The following is a 26,271-nucleotide window of genomic DNA, read 5'->3' on the forward strand; positions in this document are numbered from 1 at the left end:
GAATGGACTAGCCGTCCGCGTTTTCCCTTGCCAAGTCCTCCAACGACGCATGGCGAGATTTCCCGCGCAACCTAGGCGGCCCCACCCAAAGGGCCGGGCTCGTTTTGCCGCGACGCTGCGTTTCTCGCCGGCTCATTTAGCCCGCTAAACTTCGCGGCTCGTGCCTTGCTTCGCGGCAAAACGGGCTCCGGCGCGGCCGTGCGTGAAACGGCAACAGACCCTAGGCCGCGCTCGATACACATGCAAAAGAACTCAGGCGATACGCGCGAGCAGCTCGCGGGCTTCCTGCTTCTCTTCCTCGTCGCCGTCGTTGATCACCTCGTTGAGAATGTCGCACGCGGCTTCCAGGTCATCCTGCTCGATGTAGGCCATCGCCAGGTTGAGCTTGGTGAGGTTCTCGTGGTTGGTGACGAAACGCTCGGCATCCTCGGAGGCATCCGCGGGCAGTTCGTCGAGCTCGAGCCACTCGTCCTGCGGGCCCTGCTCCTCGACCAGCATGGTGCCGGCGAAGGGGCTGTTCACGTCATGGCCAAAGATATCGTTGACGCTGTCGTCCGGCACTGCCGGTACTTCGGCCTCGACGCCGGGGCGCTTCTTGCGCGACGCGTTTTCGAACGGGTTGACCAGATCCCAGTCGGCATCCAGCGACAGATCGTCGAGATTGAGCTGGAAGTCGTCATCCTGGGGCTTCTGCTGAGGCGCAGGCGCTGGCGTCTCATCCAGATCGAGGGTCAGATCCTCCAGCGGGCCTAACGACTCGAACGACTCCAGTTCATCGGCGGGCTGGGCGAACAGCGCGGGGTAGCCAGCCTTGAGCGCGTCGATACGCTCAGGATCGAGCCCGGCCTGGCGCAGGCGCATCTCTTCCTCGGCAAAGGCAAGGGTATTGCCTTTCTGCGCCAGCACCTCGAGCAGACGGAAGCCGATATCCAGGCGCTGCGGGTTGGCCTGCGACGCCTGGCGCAGCACCGATATCGCCTCGCCCAGGCGGCCATACGCCAGGTAGATATTGGCAGCGTCCAGCGGATCGGTGGAGCTGGTATCGGCACGCGGGGTGAGCGCAGCGCGCACCGGCGGCGGCACGTCCGCCTCGACTGTACGCGAGGCAATGACCGGCTCTACGGGCTCGGCCACCGGCGCCTGCACCGCAGGCGGCACGACGACCACCGGCTCGGCGATGGCCTCTGGATCAGGTTTGCGCCTGCCCTTGAACAGCACCAGCAGCAGTGCAAGCAACCCCACCAAGGCGGCCAAGAGGATGTTCCACAGGTTCCAGAAACCCTCGGTCTGTGCCGGCTGCGCCGCTACCGTGGCCGGCGCAGGAGCGGGCTGCGCTGCAGCGCTCGGCGCGCTAGCTTGCGGCGCCGGCTCAGCGGGTGCGGCCGGTGCGGCGACCGGGCGCTGGGCCAGTTGCTCGAGCAACTGGGCGATCTGCTGATCACGCGTTTCCATGCGCGTCATCATGTCCTTCAACTGGTTCTGCACGGTCAGCAGATCCTGCTGCAGCTGCAGGTTCTCGGCGGTACGGTTGGCCACCTCCTCCTCGACGCGGCGAATCTGCGCCAGCACCTCCACCTGCTGCTCGGCAGGCTGCTGCGGCGCGGTGTCGGGGATGATCTGCGCCGGTGCGGCGGGCTGTGCGGGTGCCGCGGAGTCGGCAGGCTGAGCCGGCGCGGCCTCGGGCATCCGTGCATGATCGGGCAGCAACAGCGAAGCGCCGGCGCGCAGGCGATGGATATCGCCATTGCTGAACGCTTCGGGGTTGAGCGCGTGGATGTCGAGCATCAGGTCCTGCAGCGACGACGGGTTGCCATCGACGCGCAGCTTGGAGGCGATCGTCCACAGGCTCTCGCCGCTGGCGACCTGGTAACGCTCACCGCGGCTGGCGATTGGCGTGCGGCGCGGCGGCGCGTAGGAGGTGAATTGCTGCTCGCCCACTGGCGCAGCCTGGCTGCTGTAGGAGGACGACGAAGGCGGATCGAGCAGCACCGTGTATTCACGCAACAGCTGCCCGCCCGGGCGTTTCAGCTCGACGATGAAATTCAGGTAAGGCTCACGCACCGGCTGGTTGGACACCACGCGCACCACGCTCTTGCCGCCACGCAGCAACGGGCTGAAGCGCAAGTCGTTGAGGAAATAGACGCGATCGACGCCGGCAAGGTTGAAGGCATCGGCCGGCGCCAGAGCCACCTTGATGTCCGAGGTGGTCATGTCATCACCCACCGCCAACAGCTCGATTTCAGCGTTCAGTGGCTGGTTGAGAGCCGAATGCAGGGTGATCTCACCCAGCCCCAGCGCAGGCGCCAGCCCCGAATAAAACGCCGAGCTCGATGCCAGGCCGATCAGCAGGTGACGAACACGAGTCATAAGAGCTCCCGATAACTCCGCTCGAAAAACAGTCGCAGCGGCTCCATGCGGGCCGAAGGTTCTGCAGGGTGCGGCGTAGCACAGCGCTGCCTCGGCAAACGCTCCTTGTCCCGCCGAGTAGTGAGTATGGTCATAATTCAAAGACTTGCGAGTTTCTCGAGCCGTTCAGGTTAGTTGGGCCGAGCGTCTGGCCATCATACGCAAAAAGCCGGAAATACGGCTAGTTATGTGAACTGCGTCAACGTTGTGACGGCCGCAGGTTCCACGCCGCCAGCAGGGTCAGCGCGAACAGCGCGCCCATCAGCCAGAAACTCTGCTGAAACGCCGCCACCTCACCCGCGAAATCGCCGCCCTCCTGGCGATGGCGCCACTCCAGGAAAAAGGTCAGGAGATTCACACCGAATGCTCCGCCCAGCTGCCGTACGAAGGTGATGGCGCCTGCACCGTGGGCCACCTGCTCGCGGTCCAGCGCATCCAGCGCACCGGTGGTCAGCGCCGGCAACAGGATGCCCAGGCCGATCCGCCCGATACAGGCCCAGAAGCACAGCACCAGAAAGGACGCGCCGGGCTGCAGCCAGCCCAGGCCGACCGACGACACCACCAGCGCCAGCAGGCCCGCGACCAGCAGCACGGCGGTGGACAGGCGATCGCTCAGGCGCCCGCCCATGAACGAGGCAACGCCCATCACCACCCCGGTCGGCAGCAGCAACAGGCCCGCCCAGCCCGCACTGTAGCCCTCGATGGCCTGCACATGCAGGGGGATGATGTAGGTGGTGCCATACAGGCCCATGCCGAGGGCGAGCGCCACCCAGCTGGCCTTGCGAAAGCCGGCGTGCCGCCACAGCACAAGCGGCAGCAACGGCTTGCTGCTGAAACGGCTGCGCCTCAGGAAAGCCACGGTGGCCGCCACGCCGACCACTCCCGGCGCCCATACCCGCGCCTCGGCCCAGGCGAAACGCTGGGCTTCGGCCAGCGCGCCGAGGGTGGCGAACAGGCCGACGTTGAGCAGCAGGAACGCCCACAGGTCGAGAAATGGCGTATTGCGCTGGCGCTCGCTGGGCATCAGGAACAAGCCGGCCAGCATGGCCAGGAAACACATGGGCAAGGGCAACCAGAACACCGCGTACCAGCCGAACATATCGACCAGGTAGCCACCGATGGTCGGCCCGAGCGTGGGCGCGATCATCACCCCCAGCCCATAGGCGCCCAGCGCGGCACCACGACCGCCGCCGGCGAACACCTGAAAGATCAGCACCATGGCCAGCGGCTGGACGATGCCGGCACACAGGCCCTGGATGATGCGCAGGGTGATCAGCTGCCAGGCGCCGGTGGCTGTCAGGGCGAGCAATGAGGTGACGATGAAGATCGCCAAGCCGCTCTGCGCCGTGGCCCGGGCGCCGAACCGGGCCTGGGCCCAGGCCGACAAGAGCAGCCCTGAGGTCATCGCCGCGAGAAACCCGGTGGACAGCCACTGCGCCAGCGGCCTGCCGATCGCGAAGTCGGCCATGATCGCCGGCAGCGCGACGTTGACACTGGTCGAGGCGAGAATCATCGCCATGCTGCCCAGCATCAGCACGATCAGCAGGTAATTCGGATAGCGCGGCCCGTAACGTCTCTGCAGCAGAGACAGGTCGTGCATCAACGCCGCTCCAGGTTGCCCAGAATGCGTGCGTGAACCTGCTGACAAATACGCAGCTCTTCCTGGTCAATGCCGGCAAACAGCTCTTCGCGCAGTTGCGTGGAAATCGCCTCGATCTTCTCGATCAGTGGCTTGGCAGGCGGGCACAGGGCGATCTTCTTGGCGCGGCGATCTTCCGGCACCGCATGGCGCACCACCAGGCCCTGGGCTTCGAGGCTGTCGAGCAGGCGCGCCAGCGTCGGCCCCTCTACCCCGACGCTCTGCGCCAGCTCGCGTTGAGTGGGCAGCTCGGCGAAGCGGCCGATATGCAACAGCACCAGCCAGCGTGCCTGGGAAAGCCCCAGGCCGGCGAGGCGTCGATCCAGCTCTGCGCGCCAGGCGCGGGACAACTGCGCCACTTGCATGGCGAAACGATGAGGTTCGGATGGGGACATTGCGGTCACTCTTGGAATTATCAAAAACTAATTATTAGCGAGCTAACCATAGCTTTTGACAGAGAGCAAGATTCCAGTCGCTACAAGATAATCCTGCGTCGCGCGCCTGATCAGGCCTCGAATTCCGCCTGCAAGGCGGCGCGCACGCAATGCAGCACGCCTTCTTCCAGGCGACCGGCGAACAGCGGCGCGATCTCCGCTACCGACGGCAACTCACCTTCACCATCGAGAAAGGCGTCCTGGATCTCGCCAAGCAGCTGCTCGGGCAGATCGAGGGCCTGCTGCAGGGAAATCTGCTGCTCGGCGATGGCTTCGGCCAGCAGGCTGTAGGCGCTCTTCTGGCTACAGCCCAGTTGGCTGGCGATCTGGGTCGGCGTCATGCCGGCCCGGGCCAGGCTGACCAGTTCGTGGCGCAGATCGACCACTGGCGGCGGGGTTTCACTGCCGCCCAGCACCTCCAGGAAGGCCTCGCCGTAGCGCTCCAGCTTGCGCGCGCCGACACCACTGACCCGGGCCATTTCCGCCAGGGTGGTCGGTTTGCTGCGCAGCATTTCCAGCAGCGTGGCGTCCGGGAAGATCACGTAGGGCGGCACGGCGTGCTCCTCGGCCAGGCGTTTGCGCAAGGCGCGCAGCGCTTCCCACTGCTCGCGCTCGTCACCACGCACCAGTTGCCGCGCCGCACTGCCCGACGCCTTGGCGCTCTGCTGGGGTTTGAGATCGCGGCGCAGCTGCAGGGTCACCTCGCCGCGCAGCAGCGGCCGGCAGCTGTCGGACAGGCGCAGGCCGCCAAAGCCCTCAAGGTCGACACCCACCAGGCCGCGGGCGACCAGTTGGCGGAACAGCGAACGCCATTCGCCCTCGCTGAGCGCGCTGCCGACGCCGAACACCGACAAGTGCTGGTGGCCGAGGCCGCGCATCTTCTCGTTGTCGCGGCCCAGCAGGATGTCCACCAGATGGCCGACACCATAGCGCTGGCCGCTGCGGTAGATGGCCGACAGCGCCTGGCGGGCCGGCTCGGTGGCGTCCCAGGTCTGCACGCCGTCGGTGCAGTTGTCACAATGCCCGCAGGGCTGCGGCAGCTCCTCGTCGAAATAGGCCAGCAGCACCTGACGGCGGCAGCGGGTTTCCTCGCACAGCGCCAACATGGCGTCGAGCTTGTGCTGCTCGACACGCTTGTGGCGCTCATCGCCTTCGGAATTGGCCAGCATCTGTTTGAGGAAGATCATGTCCTGCAGGCCGTAGGCCATCCAGGCGTCCGCCGGCAAGCCATCGCGCCCTGCCCGGCCGGTCTCCTGGTAATAGGCCTCCAGCGACTTGGGCAGGTCCAGGTGCGCGACGAAGCGCACGTTGGGTTTGTCGATGCCCATGCCAAAGGCGATGGTGGCTACCATGATCAAGCCTTCCTCGTTGAGAAAGCGCTTCTGGTTGAACGCCCGCAGCTCGGCCGGCAGGCCTGCGTGATAGGGCAACGCCGGGAAACCCTGCTCGGTCAGAAAGCCCGCCACCTCCTCGACCTTCTTGCGTGACAGGCAATAGACGATGCCGGCATCGCCCTTGCGCGCCGCCAGGAAGGCCAGCAGCTGCTTGCGCGGCTGCTCCTTGGGTACGATGCGGTAGAAGATGTTGGGCCGGTCGAAGCTCGACAGAAAGCGCTCGGCATCCTGCAGGTGCAGGCGATTGACGATTTCCTCGCGGGTCCGCATATCGGCGGTCGCCGTCAGGGCGATGCGCGGCACGTCAGGGAAGAACTCGGCCAGTTGCCCCAGTTGCAGGTATTCCGGACGGAAATCATGCCCCCACTGCGACACGCAGTGGGCTTCGTCGATGGCGAACAGGGCGATCTGCAACTGCTGCAGGAACGCCAGCATGCGCGGCTGCACCAGGCGCTCGGGGGCCAGGTAGAGCATCTTGATCTCGCCACGGCGAATACGCTCGGCAATATCGCGCTGCTGGTCGGCCTCCAGGGTGGAATTCAGCGCCACCGCCGCCACGCCGAGCTCTTCCAGGGTCGCCACCTGGTCGTCCATCAGGGCGATCAGCGGCGACACCACCACGGCCAGCCCGTCACGCAGCAGCGCCGGCACCTGGAAGCACAGCGACTTCCCGCCGCCGGTGGGCATCAGCACCAACGCATCGCCGCCGCTGGCCACGCGCTCGATGATCGCGCCCTGGCGACCCCGGAAGCTGTCATAGCCGAATACGTCTTTGAGGATGCGTTGCGCCTGCTCGAGCATGTAGGGTCTCCGAATCAAGCGGGGCATTATACGCACCTGAGCTGCAAGGTGCGGCCTTGGCAGCGCTCTTTACCTGCAACTCTGGCCGACTGCGCCGGTCTGCACTAGAGCACGGCTGAAAAGCCCGGGCCAGGCAGCCGCTGCCTTTTCCGGGCGCTGCAACGTAACGCAGATAGTTTTTCAACAGCCTGCTAGAATCCAGCCTCGTTTACTTTTCCAAGGTAGCCACCGATGTCCTTCGCCGAGCAACTGTCCCGCCTGCAAGCCTTTCTCGATGCCGATGACCTGCACGAAGAGGCTCTGGACTATGTCGCCGCCCATGGCTATCTGACGGCTCTGTCCATCTGCCCGGAAAAGATCGAGCCGCGCGAGTGGATCGACGCCCTGTTCTCCGAGCCGCCGCACTACCGCAGCGACGAGGAGCGCGACGATATCGAAGCCACCCTGATCCAGCTGCAGGCCCATATCGCCCGCCAACTGGCCAGCGACGACGAGCCGGAAGTGCCGTGCGACCTGGACCTGGGTGACGAGCCGGACGACTCCGACCTGCGCGGCTGGTGCATCGGTTTCATGGAAGGGGTGTTCCTGCGCGAAAGCGTCTGGTTCGACGACGCCGAAGACGAGGTCAGCGAGTTGCTGCTACCGATCATGGTCGGTTCGGGCCTGTTCGACGAGCAGCCGGAGTTCGCCGAGATCGCCCGCGACCGCGACCTGGTCGACAGCATGGTCGATCAGATCCCCGAGCTGCTGACCGCGCTGTTCCTGCTGTGCAACGCCCCCGACGAGAAGCCGGCGCTGCTCAAGCCTCGCCCACATTGATGGCGACGCCATCGTCATGGCGCGCGAACCCTTCGAAACCCGCAACCCGCTGCTGCGCTACTGCCTGCTGACCATCGGCTGGCTGAGCGTGGCGCTGGGCGTGCTTGGCATCTTCCTGCCGCTATTGCCCACCACCCCGTTCCTGCTGTTGGCTGCGGCATGCTTCATGCGCAGCTCGAAGCGCTTCTACCTGTGGCTGGTGGAACACCCGCGCCTGGGGCCATGGATTCGCGACTACCTGGCCGGCGAAGGTATCCCGCGCAAGGCGAAGATCTACGCCATCGGCCTGATGTGGCTGAGTATCGGCATTTCCTGCGCGCTGGTGCCGCTGATCTGGGCGCGGCTGTTCATGCTGACCAGTGCCGTGCTGGTCAGCCTGTACATCCTCAAGCAGAAGACCCTGCCGGATCGCCACTGAACGGCCGCTAGCGCCTCGCCCGCAAGGCGAGTGTGGTATCACACATCAGATGGCGTATCCGAGCGATTGGCCTGAGCGGTCGCTTAAAGGCAAAAGCAGCCGTTCGCCGATCCACTGTGGGAGCGCGCCATGCGCGCGAAAAATCGCGGGCATGGCCCGCTCCCACAGATAATCACCAGTGCATAACTTCGTAGGGTGGATGACGCTCTTTTCATCCACCGTTGCGATCACGGGGTGGTGGACGGGTCGGGCCGCGTAGGTGAAGCGTCGTCCACCCTACGAACTGAACGGCCGCTAGCGCCTCGCCCGCAAGGCGAGTGTGGTGTCACACATCAGATGGCGGCCTGAGTGGTCGCTCAAAGGTAGAAGCGGCCGGTGGCATGTAGGAGGGCTTTAGCCCCGAGCTTTATTGGGGGTGCAAAGAGCTCGGGGCTAAAGCCCCTCCTACGGATTATGCGAACGATCGCTTCCGCCACGTGGCTGCCACCCCACATCAAGACGCCTCTGGCCAGGCTTCAGCAACGCGCTCCAGCCCCAGAAAGCGCGCCTATCGCACATCCCTCTCGAACGCCGCCTCCAGCGCATCGTTGAGGGTGCGCAGCACCTTGACCCGGGCGTACTGCTTGTCGTTGGCCTCGACCAGGGTCCAGGGCGCCAGGCGGGTGCTGGTACGGTCGACCATATCGCCAACGGCCTCCCGGTACAGCGGCCACTTCTCACGGTTGCGCCAATCTTCCTCGGTGATCTTGAAGCGCTTGACCGGGTTGCTCTCGCGCTCACGAAAACGCTGCAACTGGGTCTGCTCATCGATGGCCAGCCAGAACTTCACCAGCACCACGCCGGCGTTGCTCAACTGCTCCTCGAAATCATTGATCTCGCCATAGGCACGCAACCAGTCCTCGGGCGCGCAGAAGCCCTCCACCCGTTCCACCAGCACCCGGCCATACCAGGAACGGTCGAACACGGTGAACTTGCCGCGGGCCGGAATATGTCGCCAGAAACGCCACAGGTAGGGCTGCGCACGCTCCTCATCGGTCGGCGCCGCAACCGGCACGATGCGGTACTGGCGCGGGTCCAGCGCCGCCGCGACACGGCGAATCGCCCCGCCCTTGCCGGCGGCGTCGTTGCCTTCGAACACCGCCACTAGGGCGTGGCGGCGCATACGCTTGTCGCGCATCAACTGGGCCAGGCGCGCCTGCTCACGCACCAGCTGGTCACGGTAGTCGGCCTTGGCCAGGCTCAGCCGCATATCCAGGCTGTCGAGCAGGCTGCGTTGATCGGTGCGCGTCATCAAGGGCGTGGCGTGTGGCAACGGCGCCCGTTCGGTGTTGCTGCGCAGCGCTGCCTGCAGGCCTTCGAGCAAGATGCGCCCGACCGTCAGGCTACGATAATTGGCATCGGCGCCCGCCACGATGTACCAGGGCGAGTAATCACGGCTGGTGCGCCGCAACACGTCTTCGCCAGCGCGCACGAACTTGTCGTAGGTCTTCGACTGCTGCCAGTCCAGCGGGCTCAGGCGCCAGCTGTGCAGCGGATCATCCTTGAGGCTTTCCAGCCGGCCGAGCATCTGCTTCTTGGACAGGTGGAACCAGAACTTGAAGATCAGCGTGCCCTCGTTGCAGAGCATCTGCTCCAGGCCCAGCGCCCCTTCGATGGCGCCGTTGAGCTGATCCTTCTTCAGGTCGCCGTGCACCCGGCCCTGCAGCATCTGGCTGTACCAGTTGCCGAAGAAGATGCCGATGCGTCCCTTGGGTGGCAGCTGCCGCCAGTACCGCCAGGCAGGCGGCCGGGCCAGTTCCTCGTCGGTCTGCTGGTCGAAGGTGCTGACCTGGATGAGCCGTGGATCCATCCACTCGTTGAGCAGCTTGACCGTCTCGCCCTTGCCCGCCCCCTCGATACCATTGATGAGGATGATCACCGCATGGCGGCCCTGCTCGCGCAGTGCGTACTGCACCTCGAGCAACGCCTCGCGCAGCACCTGCTCTTCGGCGGCGAACGTGGCCTTGTCGATGACGTGGTCGATCTCGGCGGACTCGAACATAAGCACCTCTTCCTGAACGGTGTACGCAGACTAGGTGCCGTTTAGCGATTAGCGCAAGCACCGATATACCGCAACACGCCGCCGCATCACCGCCGCGCCCAGGCCCTGTTAGAATCGCCGCCCTGCCCGCCACAGACACCCGACCATGGCCGATCAATACGCACAGCTCGACTGGGACGAACAGGGCCTGCCCTCCTCGCGCCAGTATGACGATGTCTACTTCTCCCGGGAAAATGGTCTGGAAGAAACGCGCTACGTATTTCTCGACAACAACGACCTGCCACGGCGCTTCGCCGCGCTGGCGGCGGGCGAGCAGCTGGTGATCGGTGAAACCGGCTTCGGTACCGGGATGAATTTCCTTTGTGCCTGGCAACTGTTCGACCAGCAGGCCCCCGCGGGGGCGCGCTTGCACTTCGTCAGCGTGGAGAAGCACCCACTGAGCGAGGCCGACCTGCAGCGCACGCTTGCGCTGTGGCCCTCCCTGCAGGCCTACAGCGAGCAATTGCTGGGCGCCTATGGCTGCCTGAACCCGGGCTTCCAGCGCCTGCTGTTCGATGACGGCCGCGTGGTGCTGACCCTGCTGATCGGCGACGCCCTGGCCATGCTGCCGCAGCTCGATGCACGCATCGATGCCTGGTTTCTCGACGGCTTCGCACCCTCGAAAAACCCCGAGATGTGGACGCCCGAGCTGTTCGCCCAATTGGCACGACTGAGCGCGCCGGGCACCACCCTGGGCACTTTCACGGCAACCGGCTACGTGCGCCGCGCCCTGGTCGAAGCGGGCTTCGCGATGAAGCGGGTACCGGGCCTCGGCAAGAAATGGGAGGTGATGTGCGGCGCCTTCACCGGCGCAGCCAGCAGCCAGACAAAGCCCTGGTTCGCGCGGCCGGCCGAGCGCCACCCAGAACGGAACGCCCTGGTGATCGGCGCCGGGCTGGCCGGCTGCGCCACCGCTGCCAGCCTGGCCAGACGCGGCTGGCAGGTCAGCGTGCTGGAGCGCCATGGCGCGGCGGCCCAGGAAGCCTCGGGCAACCCCCAGGGCGTTCTGTACCTCAAGCTGTCCGCCCATGGCACGGCGCTGTCGCGGCTGATCGTCGATGGCTTCGGTTACACCCGCCGGCTGCTCGAGCGCCTGCACAAGGGGTTGGATTGGGATGATTGCGGCGTGCTGCAACTGGCCTTCGACGAACGCGAAGCCGGGCGCCAGGCCAAGCTTGCGGCCGCCTTCCCGAGCACGCTGCTCACCCCACTGGATCGCGCCCAGGCCGAACGGCAAGCCGGCATCGCCCTGGCCAGCGGCGGCTTGTTCTACCCCGATGCCGGCTGGGTGCACCCGCCGGCGCTATGCGCGCAATTGCTCGACCATCCCGCAATCCGCCTGCACTGCCACCAGGAGGCGCTGAGCCTGAAACGCATCGACGGCCAATGGCAGGCGCTAAGCGGCGACCAGCTACTGGCCGAAGCGCCGGTGGTGGTGATCTGCAGCGCCGCCGATACGGTTCGTTTCGAACAGACGGCGCACCTGCCGCTCAAGCGCATCCGCGGGCAGATCAGCCGGTTGCCGGCGTCACAACGCAGCGCCGCGCTGAGTACCGTAGTCTGCGCCGAGGGTTATGTAGCACCGGCGCGTCAGGGCGAGCACACCCTGGGCGCCAGCTTCAACTTCGACAGCGACGACCTGACGCCAAGCAGCGCCGAACACGCCAGCAACCTGAACCTGCTACGGGAAATTTCCAGCGACCTGGCCGAGCGCCTCGAAGCCGATAAGCTCGACCCGGCCACGCTGCAAGGCCGCGCCGCCTTTCGTTGCACCAGCCCGGACTACCTGCCGATCATCGGCCCCTTGGCCGACGCCGAGCAGTTCGCGCAGGCCTATGCCGTGCTGGCCCGTGACGCCCGCCAGGTGCCGCCGATTCCCTGCCCCTGGCAGAGAGGCCTGTACATCAACAGCGGCCACGGCTCCCGCGGCCTGATCACCGCGCCGCTGTCCGGCGAACTGATCGCCGCCTGGCTGGAAGACGAGCCGCTGCCAGTCCCCAGCGACGTCGCCGAGGGCTGCCACCCCAACCGCTTTATGCTGCGCCAGTTGATTCGCAAAGGCTGAGCGCGCCGCTGGCCAACCGCGCATTGCCTATAAAAAAGCAGGCTACCCAATCGCGGGCATGGATCGGGCGTGCTCGCCACCGGTTGTGTCAGCAGGGCCATGCCCACGGATTGTTCGGGCGCATGGCGTCCTCCCACAGGGCCGGTTGAATCTGCAAGTGATTGCGCCGATTCAAACGGCTCGGCGTTACCAGCGCCGCACCTTGCCGCTCTATCAACGCGAACGTGTGGGAGCGGGCCATGCCCGCGAAGCGATAGCGGCCTCTGCCGCGAAGTCAGCAACCTGCAGCCGCAGGATGGGGCGAGCCGCGTCGGTGAAACCCATCAAGTTCGATAGCTTTCAGCCCCTCACCCTATGCCGAATCACCAGGTGCTGGCCCTGCACAAATCGCGGGCATGGACTGGGCGTCCCCGCCCCGCCCCAAAAACCCAGGCGAGCGCACCTCACTCCTAGTTGTCATCACTCACTTTTACTGTGGGAGCGGGCCATGCCCGCGAAGCGATAGTGGCCTCTGCCGCGAAGTCAGCAACCTGCAGCCGCAGGATGGGGCGGGCCGCGTAGGTGAACCCATCAAGCGATAGCTTTCAGCCCCTCACCCTATGCCGAGTCACCAGGTGCAGGCCCTGCACAAATCGCGGGCATGGACTGGGCGCCCCCGCCCGCTCCCAAAAACCCAGGCGAGCGCACCTCACTCCTAGTTGTCATCACTCACTTTTACTGTGGGAGCGGGCCATGCCCGCGAAGCGATAGCGGCCATACCACACGACCAGAATCATCAGGCTCCCAGGCCGCCCCAGGGCATTTTATTGAACGTTCGCCGCACATCGGGACTCGAAAAAGCTCGAGCCTGCTGCGCTGACCAAGTTGCGCGCAGCAGCTTTTTCACTGCTCGATCGTCTCCGGCGCGCCCTGGAGCGCACTGGAACTCAGAACCGGTACAACACTGGTACGGACTGACGTTAAGGAGGAACAGAGCCCAGGAAACATGCGGGCTTTATAAACTATGTGCGGAATAGCAGGCGAACTTCGATTCGATAACCAAGCGGCCGACCTGGCTGCCGTTGAACGCATCACTCACCACCTCGCCCCTCGCGGCCCGGATGCCCATGGCTTCCACAGCCGCGGCCCCGTCGCCTTCGGCCACCGCCGGCTGAAGATCATGGATCTCGCCGAAGCCTCGGGCCAGCCGATGATCGATAACGATCTCGGCCTGTCGATGGTCTTCAATGGCGCCATCTACAACTACCCGGAATTGCGCGGCGAGCTGGAACAGCTCGGCTACCGTTTTTTCTCGGGTGGTGACACCGAGGTACTGCTCAAGGGCTATCACGCCTGGGGCGCCGACCTGCTGCCCAAGCTCAATGGCATGTTCGCCTTCGCCATCTGGGAGCGCGACAGTCAGCAGTTGTTCATCGCCCGTGATCGCCTGGGCGTGAAGCCGCTGTACCTGTCCAAGACCAAGGACCGCCTGCGTTTCGCCTCCAGCCTGCCTGCTCTGCTCAAAGGCGGCGATATCGGCAAGACCCTGGACCCGGTCGCGCTCAACCACTACCTGAACTTCCATGCCGTGGTGCCCGCACCGCGCACCATCCTCGCCGGCGTGGAGAAACTGCCGCCGGCCACCTGGATGCGTATCGACACCAATGGCAAGGTCGAGCAGCAGGTCTGGTGGACGCTGAACTTCGGCCCGAATGCCGATGAAGCCAACTTCACCTTCGAAGACTGGCGCGACGCCACCCTCGACAGCATGCGCGAAGCCGTCGAGATCCGTCAGCGTGCTGCCGTGGATGTCGGCGTGCTGCTGTCCGGCGGCGTCGACTCGAGCATGCTGGTCGGCCTGCTGCGCGAGGCCGGTGTCGAAAACCTGCTGACCTTCTCCATCGGTTTCCAGGATGCCGGTGGCGAGCGCGGCGACGAATTCCAGTATTCGGATCTGATCGCCAAGCGCTTTGAAACCCAGCACCACCAGCTGCGCATCGGCGAGAACGAGATTCTCGACCAGTTGCCGGCAGCCTTCCGGGCCATGAGCGAGCCGATGGTCAGCCACGACTGCATCGCCTTCTACCTGCTCTCCCGGGAAGTGGCCAAGCATTGCAAGGTAGTGCAGAGCGGCCAGGGCGCCGACGAGCTGTTCGCCGGCTATCACTGGTACCCGCTGGTCGATGGCGCGGACGATGCCTATAGCGCCTACCGCAAGGCCTTCTTCGACCGCGAACACGACGAATACGCCGCCTGCGTGCAGCCTGCCTGGTTGACCGACGACGTGTCCGGCGAATTCGTGCGTCAGCACTTCGCCCAGCCGGGCGCCACTGCCGCCGTGGACAAGGCGCTGCGCCTGGACAGTACGGTGATGCTGGTCGATGATCCGGTCAAACGCGTCGACAACATGACCATGGCCTGGGGCCTCGAGGCGCGCACGCCGTTCCTGGATTACCGGGTGGCGGAATTGTCGGCGCGCATCCCCGCTCAGTTCAAACTGCCGGAAGGCGGCAAGTACGTACTCAAGGAGGCGGCCCGCAAGGTCATCCCGGCGGAGGTCATCGACCGCAAGAAGGGTTATTTCCCGGTACCGGGCCTCAAGCACCTTGAAGGCGCGACCCTGGGCTGGGTGCGCGACCTGCTGGTCGACCCGGCTCACGACCGCGGCATCTTCAACCCGCAGATGCTCGACCGCCTGCTCACCGACCCGCAAGGCCAGCTGACGCCGCTGCGCGGCTCCAAGCTGTGGCAGATGGCAGCGCTGAACCTGTGGTTGAGCGAACAGGGCCTGTAACACCGGAGCGTGGGCGCTGCGGCGCCCTCGCTGCCCACTGTAATGGCCGTATCCGCCTCGCCGCGGATTATCAGACAGGCCAACCGATAGCCGGCGATGCCGGCCATGCGCAAGCAAAGGAACATTCTTCAATGCGAGCCACTGCCCACAACCAACGCCTCCTCCGCGGCCAGTCCCCCTCCTACGAGCGACTGCAGGCGCGTTTTGCCGAAGAACACGGCGATGGCATCAGCCAACCACAGATCGTCCACTGCGGCTGGGGCCGGCTGCTGATCGGCCACACCTTCCCCGATGCGGCAGTGCTGGCCGAAGAGCTGCTCAGCGAGCAACCCGGCGAGCGTGATATCGCCCTCTATGTAGCGGCGCCACAGCAGGTACTGGCGCAGGCACCGCAACAGCTGTTTCTCGACCCCTCGGACACCCTGCGCCTGTGGTTCAGCGACTACCGGCAAGCGCGCCGAGGGTTTCGCGGTTTTCGCGTGCGTCGCGCGCAGACCGAAGCGGACTGGCAGGCGATCAACTGCCTGTACCAGAGCCGCGGCATGCTGCCGCTGGATCCGCAAAAACTGACGCCTCGCCATCAGGGCGGCCCGGTCTACTGGCTCGCCGAGGATGAAGACAGCGGCGCGGTGATCGGCAGCGTGATGGGCCTCAATCACCAGAAGGCCTACAAGGACCCGGAACTGGGCAGCAGCCTCTGGTGCCTGGCCGTGGACCCGGCTTGCAGCCGCCCCGGCGTGGGTGAGGTGCTGGTTCGCCACCTGATCGAGCACTTCATGAGCCGCGGCCTCAGCCACCTCGATCTGTCGGTGCTGCACGACAACGGCCAGGCCAAGAAGCTGTACGCCAAGCTGGGTTTCCGTGAGCTGCAGACCTTCAGCGTCAAGCGCAAGAACGGCATCAACCAGACCCTGTTCCTCGGCCCTGGACCGGACGACAAGCTCAACCCCTACGCGCGTATCATCGTCGACGAAGCGCGTCGGCGTGGTATCGATGCGCAGATCGACGACGCCGAAGCCGGCCTGTTCACCCTGAGCCAGGGCGGTCGACGTATCCGCTGTCGCGAGTCGCTCACCGACCTGACCAGCGCCGTCACCATGACCCTCTGCCAGGACAAACGCCTGACCCACCGTACGCTGAGCCGCGCCGGCCTCAGCCTGCCGGCCCAGCGCCTGGCCGGCAGTGCCGAGGAAAATGCCGCCTTTCTGGCCGAGCATGGCAGCCTGGTGGTCAAGCCCGTGGATGGCGAACAGGGCCAGGGCGTTGCCGTCGACCTGCGCACGCCTGCCGACGTGCAAGCGGCTATCGAGCGCGCCCGCCCGTTCGACGAGCGCGTATTGCTGGAGAGCTACCACGAAGGTTTCGACCTGCGCATCGTGGTCATCGGTTTCGAAGTGGTCGCTGCCGCGATTCGTCGCCCCGCCGAAGTGCTCGGTGACGGTCGCCATACCATCGGCGAACTGATCGACGCGCAAAGCCGGCGTCGCCAGGCGGCAACCGGCGGTGAAAGCCGCATCCCCAAGGATGCCGAAACCCTGCGCACCCTGCATGCCGCCGGTTACGACTACGACAGCGTGCTGCCCCAGGGCAAGCGCATGGCCGTGCGCAAGACCGCCAACCTGCATACCGGCGGGATTCTCGAAGACGTCACCGGCATTCTGCACCCCACGCTTGCCGATGCGGCCGTCAGGGCTGCTCGCGCGCTGGACATCCCGGTGGTCGGCCTCGATTTGCTGGTACCTGCCGCGGACCAGCCCGAGTACGTGTTCATCGAAGCCAACGAGCGAGCGGGCCTGGCCAACCACGAACCACAGCCGACCGCAGAGCGCTTTATCGACCTGCTGTTCCCGCTGAGCCATGGGGTGGGCGATTGAGCAGTTTCATGAGGCCAATTAGCGAGTTTTAGCCTGTCAGTTGCCCTGCGCGATAGAGCAGTAGCTTGCGGGGCAAGCGAACCTGGGGTGGCTCGAACCACGGAGGTCGAGAAACCAAGCGACGATAGCTTCGGTCAATCTGCCGCCACAGGAAACCCTCACCGCTCTAGCAGGTCAGCATCTAATAAGCTGCTCATGATCATGAAGCGGCAGCTGTATGGCGGAAACGGTCACCATGCGATTGCGTGGGAGCGGCTTTAGCCGCGAGCTTTTCAGGGCAAACAAAGAGCTCGCGGCTAAAGCCACTCCTTACACCGCTCACCGGCCGCTCTTACCACCAGCTACCAAAATTGACGAACCTGAGCTGAAAGATCATGAACAGGTTCTAACACAGACTGAAACTTCACCGTCCGTCGACAGGCGTCACGCAGTCACCGCAGACAGACGCCGCCCGGCGGCCCGCCCCGTCCTAGATGGAGAGCCCATGTCGCAAATTCCAGAACCCGATCTCGAGTACATGCAAAAGGTCCTGCTGGAGATGCTCGCCATTCCCAGCCCCACCGGTTTCACCGACACCATCGTGCGCTACGTCGCCGAGCGCCTCACCGAAATCGGTATCCCCTTCGAAATGACCCGGCGCGGCACCATCCGCGGCACCCTCAAAGGCCGTCGAGACAGCCCGGATCGCGCCGTCTCCGTGCACCTGGACACCATTGGCGCCATGGTGCGCGAGATCAAGGACAACGGTCGTTTGAGCCTGACCGCCATCGGTTGCTGGTCCAGCCGCTTCGCCGAAGGCAGCCGGGTCAGCGTATTCAGTGACCATGGCGTATTCCGCGGCAGCGTCCTGCCGCTGCTGGCTTCCGGGCATGCCTTCAACACCGAAGTCGACCAGTTGCCGATCTCCTGGGATCACGTCGAGCTGCGCCTGGATGCCCTGATCGCCAGCCGCGCCGACTGCGAAAGCCTGGGTATCTCCGTCGGCGACTTCGTGGCTTTCGATCCGCTGCCCGAGTTCACCGAAAGCGGCCATATCAGCGCCCGCCACCTCGATGACAAGGCCGGGGTCGCCGCTCTGCTCGCCGCACTCAAGGCGGTGGTGGAAAGTGGCCAGGAACCGCCCATCGACTGCCACCCGCTGTTCACCATCACCGAAGAAGTCGGCTCTGGCGCGGCTGCCGCGCTGCCCTGGGACGTGAGCGAATTCGTGGGTATCGACATCGCCCCGGTCGCCACCGGCCAGCGCTCCACCGAACATACCGTCAGCGTGGCCATGCATGACTCCGGCGGCCCCTACGACTATCACCTGTCGCGGCAACTGCTACGCCTGGCCAGCGACAACGAAATCCCGGTGCGCCGCGACCTGTTCCGCTACTACCACAGCGACGCCCAGTCAGCCGTCACCGCGGGACACGACATCCGCACCGCGCTGATCGCCTTCGGCTGCGACGCCACTCACGGCTACGAGCGCACCCATATCGACAGCCTCGCCGCCCTCTCCCGCCTGCTTGGCGCCTACCTGCTAAGCCCGCCGGTATTCGCCAGCGATGCGCAGCCGGAGAATGGCTCCCTGGAGCGCTTCAGCCATCAACTGGAACATGACGCGCAGATGGAGCCGGAGACGCGGGTGCCGACGGTGGATAGCCTGGTGGGGAATCGGGAGAGAGACGGCTGAGCTGCAACGCGGCGGTTAGCTACCGATAACTGCGCGGAACGCGACTCGCGGTGAATGAGCTACCTAGCATCAAGGCCTCATGGAGGCCTTGATGTTTTTGCGCCGAGGGAGACGCCCTACAGTCAAAAACAGGGCTAACTCAACGCACGTGGAAGCCGCGACATCGCCACGGATCGTTTGCTTACGGCCATGACCGCGTTAGTTAATGGTTCATGCTTGTACAGAAGCACCAAGCCCACCAGCCTACATTCCTAGCAGTAACCCGCTACTCGGTTGATCGCTTCACCAAGCGGCGCTGGTGCATCCAGTCGACAATCTCACCCTGAGGCGCATAACCGCTGACGGTGTTACGCAGTAGCTGGCGTACACGATCGTAATCGTCGCGCTCTACCGCCTTGAGCAGATCGGTCATGATCACCTTGAGCGTCTCCCAGGGCAGGTGCTCCTCTTTCGCGCGCATGATCATCGGGTGATCGGTGGGGCTGACATTGTCGCCAATCAGCAGCTCCTCATAGAGCTTCTCCCCGGGACGTAAGCCGGTGAACTCAATCGCTATGTCGCCATGGGGATTACAGTCGGAGGCGACACTCAATCCCGTAAGATGAATCATCTTCTCAGCCAGTTCGGCGATTTTCACCGGCTGCCCCATATCCAGCACGAACACATCCCCGCCCTGCCCCATGGAACCGGCCTGAATCACTAGCTGAGCGGCCTCGGGAATGGTCATGAAATAGCGGGTGATATTGGGGTGAGTGACCGTAACCGGCCCACCTTTACGGATTTGCTGATAAAAGCGCGGAATCACCGAGCCCGAAGACCCCAGAACATTGCCAAAGCGCACCATGGTGAATCGGGTCTTGTTTACTTGATGCACCCCTTCGCTATCACCGAACAATACAGGGGCAGTCTCCCTGCTGAGGGCCTGCAAGACCATTTCTGCGAGGCGCTTGGTACTGCCCATCACATTGGTGGGGCGCACTGCCTTGTCGGTTGAAATAAGCACGAAGTGTTCAACACCGGCTCGCAGCGCAGCCTGGGCGGTACATAGCGAGCCCAGCACGTTATTCAGTACGCCTTCGGCGACGTTGTGCTCAACCATCGGTACATGCTTGTACGCGGCAGCGTGATAAACGGTGCTGACATCCCAGGCCCGCATCAACTCGACCTGACGATTCTCATTTCTCACCGAGCCCAGAATGGGTATCAACCGCACCCCTAGAGAGTCGCGGCGAATACGCTGTTCCAGCTCATTATGAATTTCATAGAGGTTATATTCGCTGTGCTCGAACAGCAGCAGCGTCTTCGGCCCGGTGGTAACAATTTGCCGGCACAGCTCGGACCCGATAGAGCCTCCCGCGCCCGTCACCATCACCACCTGCCCGCGGATACAACGCTCGAAAAGATCCTTCTGGGGCGGCACCGCATCACGGCCTAGCAGGTCGGCAATTTCTACCTCTTGAACGTCCTCCACCTTTACACGCCCACTGGCCAGATCCATAAATCCAGGCACTGTGCGCACATGCAGGGCGTACTTCTGCAGGTTCTCCAAAACTTCACGACGCCGGGCACGGGAAGCCGACGGCATTGCCAACAGGATTTCGGTGGCGCCGGTCTGATCGATCATCTGCTGGATATGCTTGGCGGAATAAACCCGCAGCCCGGCGATGGAGCGGTTGGCGATATTGGAGTCATCATCGATGAAGGCGACAGGTCGCATTGCCCGCCCCATACGTAGGGCAGCAGCCAACTGGTTACCAGATGACCCGGCTCCGTAAATGGCAACCTTGGGCAGGCTGCCGTCACGCATATTGAGCTTGAAAGGCTGCCCAGGCGAGAACCAGTCGCCCATGAAATATTGCCGCATGCACAGGCGCAGACCGCCGATAAGCATGATGCTCAACCACCAATAGTTGAACACCATCGAGCGTGGAATGGTTGCAGGCGCCTCGCGATGCCAGTAAACCGCCAAGGCCAGTATCAGAGCGGACAAGGTGACCGCCTTGGTGATGGCGATCAACGCATCGTTGCCAAAATAGCGCATAACCGCGCGGTACATGCCACAACGCACGAATAACGGTATGGAAATTACGGGCGCTAACACAAAGAGCCATAGGTGGCCTTCGAGCGGATGAATACCTTGCACATCTCCCAAGCGCACGACAAAGGCCAACCAAAGCGCTATCCAGACCAGCACCACATCCACTGCAACCTGTAGCAATCGCTTGTAGCGGCGCGGCATTCCTATCAAACGGGAACGCACGTTCTCAGCAACCTTCAACACAAAAACACCTCATCTCCCTGAGCGGCCGAAGCCGACCCGTCATGGGTTCAAGCAGATACCTTCCAAGTAAACACGATCTGCGATTCAGTACCACTCCGACTGGTATGGTCTCTTCCAGCGATGAATGCAGCTTTGTCCCAGCAAATCAGACATGCACTAGACTCGACAAGCCTTGCAGATTCGGAAACTCCACTACATAACGCTGAAAAGCGGCGCCACCATTCTGGACGATTTTTTCTTCACTGGCCCTGCCGTTGGGCGGAGCCGAGATAATAGGCCCTCCCGAAAGCAGCTGGGAAATAGACGTAGCACCACCACTCTGGCCCGTGGCGCTGTGTGTCAGGCCGTTCCGGCTAGTACACCTGGTCACAACCAAGAAGCCGCGAAAACTGTCTCTGAGGCTGAAGCTCGCAAATCGCTCACGCCACACCTGCTGCAAACTTCGCTAAACCTATCGCGCTAGTCATAAGCTAGCCTAATGACGAACTCGATCGCCGCGGCCACTACCCGTTACAGTCATCATGATGTACTTGAAATAATTACTGATCGTCAGGGTTTGAATCATGTGCTGATCCGTTTCCGCCAGCAATTGCGGCGTGGACATATCGATATCGCTTACCTGAGCCAACCCGGTAATGCCAGGACGCACGTCAAACACACCCCGAATGCTGCGCTCCTGCGTCAGCTCTTCCTGATTGAACAAACCGGGACGTGGCCCTACCAGGCTCATTTCTCCTTTAAGCACGTTCCACAGCTGAGGCAATTCGTCCAGCTTGGTCTTGCGAAGGAACCTACCGAGCGGCGTAATCGAGGAGGAAGATGCTAAATGGCTGGCAACTGAAGCGGTGTTAACCGCCATGGTGCGAAACTTCACCAGCGTAAATGGCTTTTTATTTCGCCCTACGCGCTCCTGGCGAAACACAGGGGAGCCCGTATCGAACAGACCAACCAGGTAGATTGCCAGTAGAACGGGGAAACCCAAAATGAGCCCCAACGAGGAGAAAACAATATCTAGCACTCGAATCACAACTCACCTTTTCCTTTAAAGCAACGACGAAGCCCTTCATCAAGTGAGACAGGCGGCGTCCAATTCAGCATTTCGAGAGTTTTTGAGATATCGACCTGCAGAGAGCCTAGCAAGCGTTGAGCAACAGCGCGTCGTCCAAGTAGCGAAGCGCTCAGTTCCAACACAGAGGGTGGTACAGGGATCAAACGAGCAGTCTTACCCATAGCACTACCGGCACGACGCAGCAAATCCGTCGTTGAAATGTCCTCGTTATCGCTAGCGAGAAATATTTGGTTGCCCGCTGCAGGATGATCGATGCAGTGAACAATCAGATCGACCAAGTTATCCAGGCCGACTAAAGAACGCTTATTTTCAATAGAACCCAATGGCAATGGGTATCCCTTTGAAAGTATGCGACAAAGGGCAGCAAAATTGCCTTTTACCCCAGCGCCATACACCAGTGGAGGGCGAATGATTACAACATCCATCTCCGATGCCGCTGCCAGAGCGAGCAGGCCTCGCTCTGCCTCAGCCTTGGAGAGGCCGTAAGCATCCTCTGGTTTAGTCACAGAATCGGCTCGAAAAGGTGACCCAAGAGGCGTCGATTCGCCCAGTACCTTGACGGAACTGATAAAGATAAATCGCTTCACACCAGCGCGAAATGCCTGCCGAGCGAAGTTCAATGTGCCATCCACATTGACCTCTCGAAAAGCTGCCAATGGATCAGTTGCGTGCTCATTCATGACATGAACTCTAGCCGCTGCATGAATGACCACATCGCACCCGGTTAAAGCTGCGCTCCAATCTGTATCAGCATCGAGTGTAGGCACTAAGTGAACCGAACCTGGGGCATGACTCGTTGAGCGGCGCTGTACGGCGGAAACAGAATGCTGAGTGCCCGCTTGCAGCCTCCCTAAAACGGCGGAGCCGACAAATCCTGAGGCACCTGTTAAAAGGACGCGGCTCATTAGCGAATTTCCTGCGGTCGCTTGATGTACTCGAGAAACTTGAATGGTAATTTGGTGAGCACCATGAATATATTGGTATAAATCCCATTACGCCGACAAGCCTGAACGATTTCTGAGTTTAGCCTCAGGCTGCTTCGCAATCCTGCGGTACTGACCCCACCAGCGCGCATACGAACCAATACACGGTCAATTCGAGTATAGGCCATTTTCTTGACCAGCAGCATGCGTACAAACATATCGTAGTCGGCTGAAATTTTATAGCGAATCGAATAATCCCCCGCTTGAGCATAGGCTTGACGCCTTATGTAAGTACCAGGGTGAGGTGGCATCCAGCCGAATCTCAATTTCCAAGGGCGAAAGTGTGCTGCACCGTAGAAGCGAGTAACTGTATTCAGATCATCACAATCGACGAAAACGATATCCCCGAATGCGAGCTGGGCCTCAGGAGCACGTATGAAGGCGTCAGCAACGGCTTCCAGAACCGAATCGGACTCAAAGAAGTCATCCGAATTCAAGATACCAATGACATCACCACTGGCCATAGCGACACCCTTGTTCATTGCATCATACAAGCCTTTATCGGGCTCACTTACCACTTTAGCAATGCGACTTTCGTATTCACTGACAATTGCCATTGTGTTATCTGTAGAAGCACCGTCTACAATTATATATTCAATATCGGCATAGGTTTGCTGCAACACTGACTCAATGGTGTCGCGAATTGTGGCAGCACTATTATAGGAAACTGTTATCAGCGAAATTTTCAACTCACAACACCTTCTACACGCCCATACCGGTCTTCGAAACGCACGATATCGTCTTCGCCTAAATAACTACCTGATTGCACTTCGATAAGCTCTAGCGGTATGACACCTGGGTTTTCCAATGCATGCACCTCCCCCACAGGGATGTAGGTAGACTGGTTCTCGGTGACAAGGTAGGTCTTGCTACCGTTGGTCACGCGGGCCATACCACTAACCACGATCCAATGCTCCGCACGATGGTGGTGCATCTGTAACGACAGCTTGGCGCCTGGCTCGACGGTGATGCGCTTGACCTGATAGCGTGGCCCACTATCTATAGAGTCGTATTTCCCCCAAGGTCGGTACACCTCACGATGGGACTGGAATTCCGGCCGCTCAGCCCGCTTGAGCGCATCAACGACTTGTTTGACATTCTGCACCTGACGCTTGTCAGCAACCAGAACAGCATCCTTGGTCTCGACCACGATCAGATTGTCGACGCCTACCGTGGCGACCAGCCGATGGGATGCGTGCACGTAACTATCTTTGCTGTCCAACAGAAAGGTATCACCCTTGCTTGCATTGCCTGCTTCGTCCTTGACCGCGGTCTCCCAAAGCGCGGACCACGAACCGATATCGCTCCATCCTGCGTCTAGGGCAACCACTGCAACGTTCTCAGCATGCTCCATGACGGCATAGTCGATTGAGTCGTCCGGGCAAGCGGCAAACCGCTCCGCATCAATGCGGATGAAATCCCTATCACGGCTGGCTTCGGCAAATGACTCGGCGCAGGCTGCATGGATCGCAGGTACAAAGCGCTTAAGTTCCTGCAGATAGCGGCTCGCACGAAATACAAACATGCCGCTGTTCCATAAATACCGGCCGCTATCAAGATAAGCCGTGGCCGTTTCAAGATCAGGCTTTTCAACAAAGCGGTTTACCGCAAAACAGCCAGCAGCCAACTCAGCGCCCTGCTCCACGTAGCCATAGCCGATCTCAGCCTGGGTCGGCACGATTCCGAAAGTTACCAAACAGCCCTGCCCAGCGAGCTCCAGCGCTTTTTCAATGCTGCGATGGTAAGCGGGAATATCCTGAATCAAGTGGTCGGCAGCCAATACAAGCAGCAACGGATCCTGATTATCTTGTGTGGCTTGCAACGCAGCCAAGGCAATGGCTGGCGCGGTATTGCGGCCAAAAGGCTCCAGAAGGATAGCGGCATCGCCTCGGCCGCACTGGCGCAATTGCTCGGCCGCGAGAAAACGATGCTGCTCGTTACAGATGACGATGGGCGCCTCATGCTCCAGGCCTTGCAGCCTGCCAAGTGTCGATTGCAGCATCGACATTTCTGAATCCACCAACGGCAAGAACTGTTTCGGACTCAGTTGCCTCGAGAGCGGCCATAACCGAGATCCGGAGCCGCCCGCCATGATTACTGGAACCAACATCAAGCTTTCCTTTTTGTCTTCTTTTTGCGCCACTAAGGTCAGCAGCGCACATCCTTTTCATTATCGACGAACCAGCGGTAGGCGTCGCGCAGACCGCTTTCCAGGTCGATGCTCGCCGTCCAGCCGAGCTTGGCCAGGCGCGAGACGTCCATCAGCTTGCGCGGCGTGCCGTCGGGCTTGCTGCTGTCGAAGGTCAAACGGCCCTGGAACTCGGTGACCCGCGCGATGGTTTCGGCCAGCTCGCGAATGGTGCAGTCCTGGCCGGTACCGACGTTGATGTGCGAGAGCATCGGCTGGGTGTGCGCCTGGTAAGTGGCGTCATCCAGGTTCATCACGTGCACGCTGGCCGCGGCCATGTCGTCGACGTGCAGGAACTCGCGCATCGGCGTGCCGCTGCCCCAGATCACCACTTCATCGTCGCCACGCAGGGTCGCTTCGTGGAAGCGACGCAGCAGGGCAGGGATGACGTGGCTGTTTTCCGGGTGGTAGTTGTCGTGCGGGCCGTACAGGTTGGTCGGCATCACGCTGCGGTAGTCGCGGCCAAACTGGCGGTTGTAGCTCTCGCACAGCTTGATCCCGGCGATCTTGGCGATCGCGTAGGGCTCGTTGGTCGGCTCCAGCACACCGGTCAGCAGCGCTTCTTCACGCATTGGCTGCTCGGCATGCTTGGGGTAGATGCACGAGCTGCCCAGCGACAGCAGCTTCTGCACGCTGGCCTGGTGGGCGGCGTTGATGACGTTGGCCTCGATCATCAGGTTCTGGTAGATGAAGTCGGCCGGGTACTGGTTGTTGGCGTGGATGCCGCCGACCTTGGCCGCGGCCAGGTAAACCTGGTCGATGCGCTGCTCGGCGAAGAAGCGCTGCACGCTGGCGGCATCGATCAGGTCCACGCTTTCGCGTGGCGCCGTGATGATGTTCTGGTAACCCAGGCTCTGCAGGCGACGCACGATCGCCGAACCGACCATCCCGCGATGGCCGGCGACGAAGATGCGCTGGAGAGAAGTCGCGCTCATGCTCAGTTCTCCACGGATACCGGCATGTCGTGGCCGTGCTCCTTGAGCAGGGCATGACGCTGGGCGACCTTGAGGTCTTCGCGAACCATCTCGGCGCACATTTCCTGCACGGTGATTTCCGGGGTCCAGCCCAGTTTGGTCTTGGCCTTGGTCGGGTCGCCCAGTAGGGTTTCCACTTCGGCAGGGCGGAAGTAGCGCGGGTCGATGCGCACGATCACGTCGCCGACTTTCAGGGCCGGTGCCTTGTCGCCGTCGATACGCTCGACGATGCCTTGCTCGTCCACACCAGTGCCTTCGAAACGCAGGTGCACGCCCAGCTCGGCCGCCGACCAGGTGATGAATTCACGCACCGAGTACTGCACGCCGGTGGCGATCACGAAGTCGTCCGGTTGCTCCTGCTGCAGCATCATCCACTGCATGCGCACGTAGTCCTTGGC

The 26,271-nt window shown here is 62.4% G+C and carries 18 protein-coding genes; 6 read left to right on the forward strand and 12 right to left on the reverse strand.

Annotated features, from left to right (window positions below; genetic code table 11):
• Positions 1-252 precede the first annotated feature (252 nt).
• The 4 genes from QYS36_RS21450 to recQ form a co-directional block, all read right to left on the reverse strand.
• Complete coding sequence (locus QYS36_RS21450) at positions 253-2,367, reverse strand: FimV/HubP family polar landmark protein (RefSeq protein WP_308841370.1); 2,115 nt, start codon at positions 2,365-2,367, stop codon at positions 253-255.
• Positions 2,368-2,605: 238 nt separating this feature from the next.
• A complete protein-coding gene (locus tag QYS36_RS21455; RefSeq protein ID WP_308841371.1) occupies positions 2,606-4,006 on the reverse strand; it encodes a DHA2 family efflux MFS transporter permease subunit in 1,401 nt (466 codons plus the stop codon).
• On the reverse strand, positions 4,006-4,440 hold the full coding sequence (locus tag QYS36_RS21460; RefSeq protein WP_073267654.1) for a MarR family transcriptional regulator: 435 nt from the start codon (positions 4,438-4,440) through the stop codon (positions 4,006-4,008). Before QYS36_RS21460 ends, QYS36_RS21455 begins: the two co-directional genes overlap by 1 nt.
• Before the next feature lie 110 nt (positions 4,441-4,550).
• Positions 4,551-6,674, reverse strand: a complete 2,124-nt coding sequence (gene recQ, locus QYS36_RS21465) for a DNA helicase RecQ (protein WP_308841414.1) — start codon at positions 6,672-6,674, stop codon at positions 4,551-4,553.
• A gap of 231 nt (positions 6,675-6,905) precedes the next feature.
• Between recQ and QYS36_RS21470 the strand changes: the two genes are divergently transcribed.
• Both QYS36_RS21470 and QYS36_RS21475 read left to right on the forward strand, forming a co-directional pair.
• Complete coding sequence (locus QYS36_RS21470) at positions 6,906-7,493, forward strand: YecA family protein (protein WP_308841372.1); 588 nt, start codon at positions 6,906-6,908, stop codon at positions 7,491-7,493.
• Positions 7,494-7,509: 16 nt separating this feature from the next.
• Complete coding sequence (locus tag QYS36_RS21475; protein WP_308841373.1) at positions 7,510-7,911, forward strand: YbaN family protein; 402 nt, start codon at positions 7,510-7,512, stop codon at positions 7,909-7,911.
• 547 nt (positions 7,912-8,458) lie between these two features.
• Here the strand turns inward: QYS36_RS21475 and pap are convergent.
• Positions 8,459-9,952, reverse strand: coding sequence for a polyphosphate:AMP phosphotransferase (pap, locus tag QYS36_RS21480; RefSeq protein ID WP_308841374.1), 1,494 nt, complete (start codon positions 9,950-9,952; stop codon positions 8,459-8,461).
• Between the two features lie 145 nt (positions 9,953-10,097).
• On the opposite strand from pap, the gene mnmC reads away from it, so the two are divergent.
• From mnmC to QYS36_RS21500, 4 genes are all read left to right on the forward strand, one after another.
• Positions 10,098-12,056, forward strand: a complete 1,959-nt coding sequence (gene mnmC, locus QYS36_RS21485; protein ID WP_308841375.1) for a bifunctional tRNA (5-methylaminomethyl-2-thiouridine)(34)-methyltransferase MnmD/FAD-dependent 5-carboxymethylaminomethyl-2-thiouridine(34) oxidoreductase MnmC — start codon at positions 10,098-10,100, stop codon at positions 12,054-12,056.
• Between the two features lie 1,003 nt (positions 12,057-13,059).
• On the forward strand, positions 13,060-14,829 hold the full coding sequence (locus QYS36_RS21490; protein ID WP_308841376.1) for an N-acetylglutaminylglutamine amidotransferase: 1,770 nt from the start codon (positions 13,060-13,062) through the stop codon (positions 14,827-14,829).
• Between the two features lie 131 nt (positions 14,830-14,960).
• Entirely contained in the window at positions 14,961-16,703 is a 1,743-nt protein-coding gene (gene ngg / locus QYS36_RS21495) for an N-acetylglutaminylglutamine synthetase (RefSeq protein WP_308841377.1), read from the forward strand.
• A gap of 484 nt (positions 16,704-17,187) precedes the next feature.
• The gene (locus tag QYS36_RS21500) at positions 17,188-18,378 is read left to right on the forward strand and encodes an osmoprotectant NAGGN system M42 family peptidase (protein WP_308841378.1); all 1,191 of its coding nucleotides are present in this window, start codon (positions 17,188-17,190) and stop codon (positions 18,376-18,378) included.
• 265 nt (positions 18,379-18,643) lie between these two features.
• Here QYS36_RS21500 and QYS36_RS21505 read toward each other — a convergent pair whose 3' ends face one another.
• From QYS36_RS21505 to QYS36_RS21535, 7 genes are all read right to left on the reverse strand, one after another.
• Positions 18,644-20,617, reverse strand: coding sequence for a nucleoside-diphosphate sugar epimerase/dehydratase (locus QYS36_RS21505; protein ID WP_308841415.1), 1,974 nt, complete (start codon positions 20,615-20,617; stop codon positions 18,644-18,646).
• Between the two features lie 517 nt (positions 20,618-21,134).
• The gene (locus QYS36_RS21510; protein ID WP_308841379.1) at positions 21,135-21,686 is read right to left on the reverse strand and encodes a sugar transferase; all 552 of its coding nucleotides are present in this window, start codon (positions 21,684-21,686) and stop codon (positions 21,135-21,137) included.
• Positions 21,683-22,633 (reverse strand): SDR family oxidoreductase, encoded by a 951-nt coding sequence (locus QYS36_RS21515; protein WP_308841380.1) that lies wholly within the window; start codon positions 22,631-22,633, stop codon positions 21,683-21,685. Before QYS36_RS21515 ends, QYS36_RS21510 begins: the two co-directional genes overlap by 4 nt.
• Entirely contained in the window at positions 22,633-23,400 is a 768-nt protein-coding gene (locus QYS36_RS21520) for a glycosyltransferase family 2 protein (RefSeq protein WP_172138626.1), read from the reverse strand. Before QYS36_RS21520 ends, QYS36_RS21515 begins: the two co-directional genes overlap by 1 nt.
• The gene (locus tag QYS36_RS21525; protein ID WP_308841381.1) at positions 23,397-24,821 is read right to left on the reverse strand and encodes a mannose-1-phosphate guanylyltransferase/mannose-6-phosphate isomerase; all 1,425 of its coding nucleotides are present in this window, start codon (positions 24,819-24,821) and stop codon (positions 23,397-23,399) included. The genes QYS36_RS21520 and QYS36_RS21525 overlap by 4 nt, the downstream gene beginning before the upstream one ends.
• Before the next feature lie 38 nt (positions 24,822-24,859).
• Entirely contained in the window at positions 24,860-25,834 is a 975-nt protein-coding gene (locus QYS36_RS21530) for a GDP-L-fucose synthase (RefSeq protein WP_308841382.1), read from the reverse strand.
• A gap of 2 nt (positions 25,835-25,836) precedes the next feature.
• Positions 25,837-26,271 (reverse strand): GDP-mannose 4,6-dehydratase (locus QYS36_RS21535; RefSeq protein WP_308839346.1); only part of this gene is annotated, 435 nt, incomplete at its 5' end.

The sequence above is a fragment of the Pseudomonas sp. G34 genome (genome assembly GCF_031119625.1).
Taxonomy (GTDB): domain Bacteria; phylum Pseudomonadota; class Gammaproteobacteria; order Pseudomonadales; family Pseudomonadaceae; genus Aquipseudomonas.

Coding starts and splice junctions, on each gene's coding strand:
- ngg (WP_308841377.1), top strand. CDS start 14,961: ATGCGAGCCACTGCCCACAACCAACGCCTCCTCCGCGGCCAGTCCCCC.
- recQ (WP_308841414.1), bottom strand. CDS start 6,674: ATGCTCGAGCAGGCGCAACGCATCCTCAAAGACGTATTCGGCTATGAC.
- QYS36_RS21490 (WP_308841376.1), top strand. CDS start 13,060: ATGTGCGGAATAGCAGGCGAACTTCGATTCGATAACCAAGCGGCCGAC.
- QYS36_RS21455 (WP_308841371.1), bottom strand. CDS start 4,006: ATGCACGACCTGTCTCTGCTGCAGAGACGTTACGGGCCGCGCTATCCG.
- pap (WP_308841374.1), bottom strand. CDS start 9,952: ATGTTCGAGTCCGCCGAGATCGACCACGTCATCGACAAGGCCACGTTC.
- QYS36_RS21460 (WP_073267654.1), bottom strand. CDS start 4,440: ATGTCCCCATCCGAACCTCATCGTTTCGCCATGCAAGTGGCGCAGTTG.
- QYS36_RS21505 (WP_308841415.1), bottom strand. CDS start 20,617: ATGCCGCGCCGCTACAAGCGATTGCTACAGGTTGCAGTGGATGTGGTG.
- QYS36_RS21470 (WP_308841372.1), top strand. CDS start 6,906: ATGTCCTTCGCCGAGCAACTGTCCCGCCTGCAAGCCTTTCTCGATGCC.
- QYS36_RS21500 (WP_308841378.1), top strand. CDS start 17,188: ATGTCGCAAATTCCAGAACCCGATCTCGAGTACATGCAAAAGGTCCTG.
- QYS36_RS21515 (WP_308841380.1), bottom strand. CDS start 22,633: ATGAGCCGCGTCCTTTTAACAGGTGCCTCAGGATTTGTCGGCTCCGCC.
- QYS36_RS21530 (WP_308841382.1), bottom strand. CDS start 25,834: ATGAGCGCGACTTCTCTCCAGCGCATCTTCGTCGCCGGCCATCGCGGG.
- mnmC (WP_308841375.1), top strand. CDS start 10,098: ATGGCCGATCAATACGCACAGCTCGACTGGGACGAACAGGGCCTGCCC.
- QYS36_RS21475 (WP_308841373.1), top strand. CDS start 7,510: ATGGCGCGCGAACCCTTCGAAACCCGCAACCCGCTGCTGCGCTACTGC.
- QYS36_RS21450 (WP_308841370.1), bottom strand. CDS start 2,367: ATGACTCGTGTTCGTCACCTGCTGATCGGCCTGGCATCGAGCTCGGCG.
- QYS36_RS21525 (WP_308841381.1), bottom strand. CDS start 24,821: ATGTTGGTTCCAGTAATCATGGCGGGCGGCTCCGGATCTCGGTTATGG.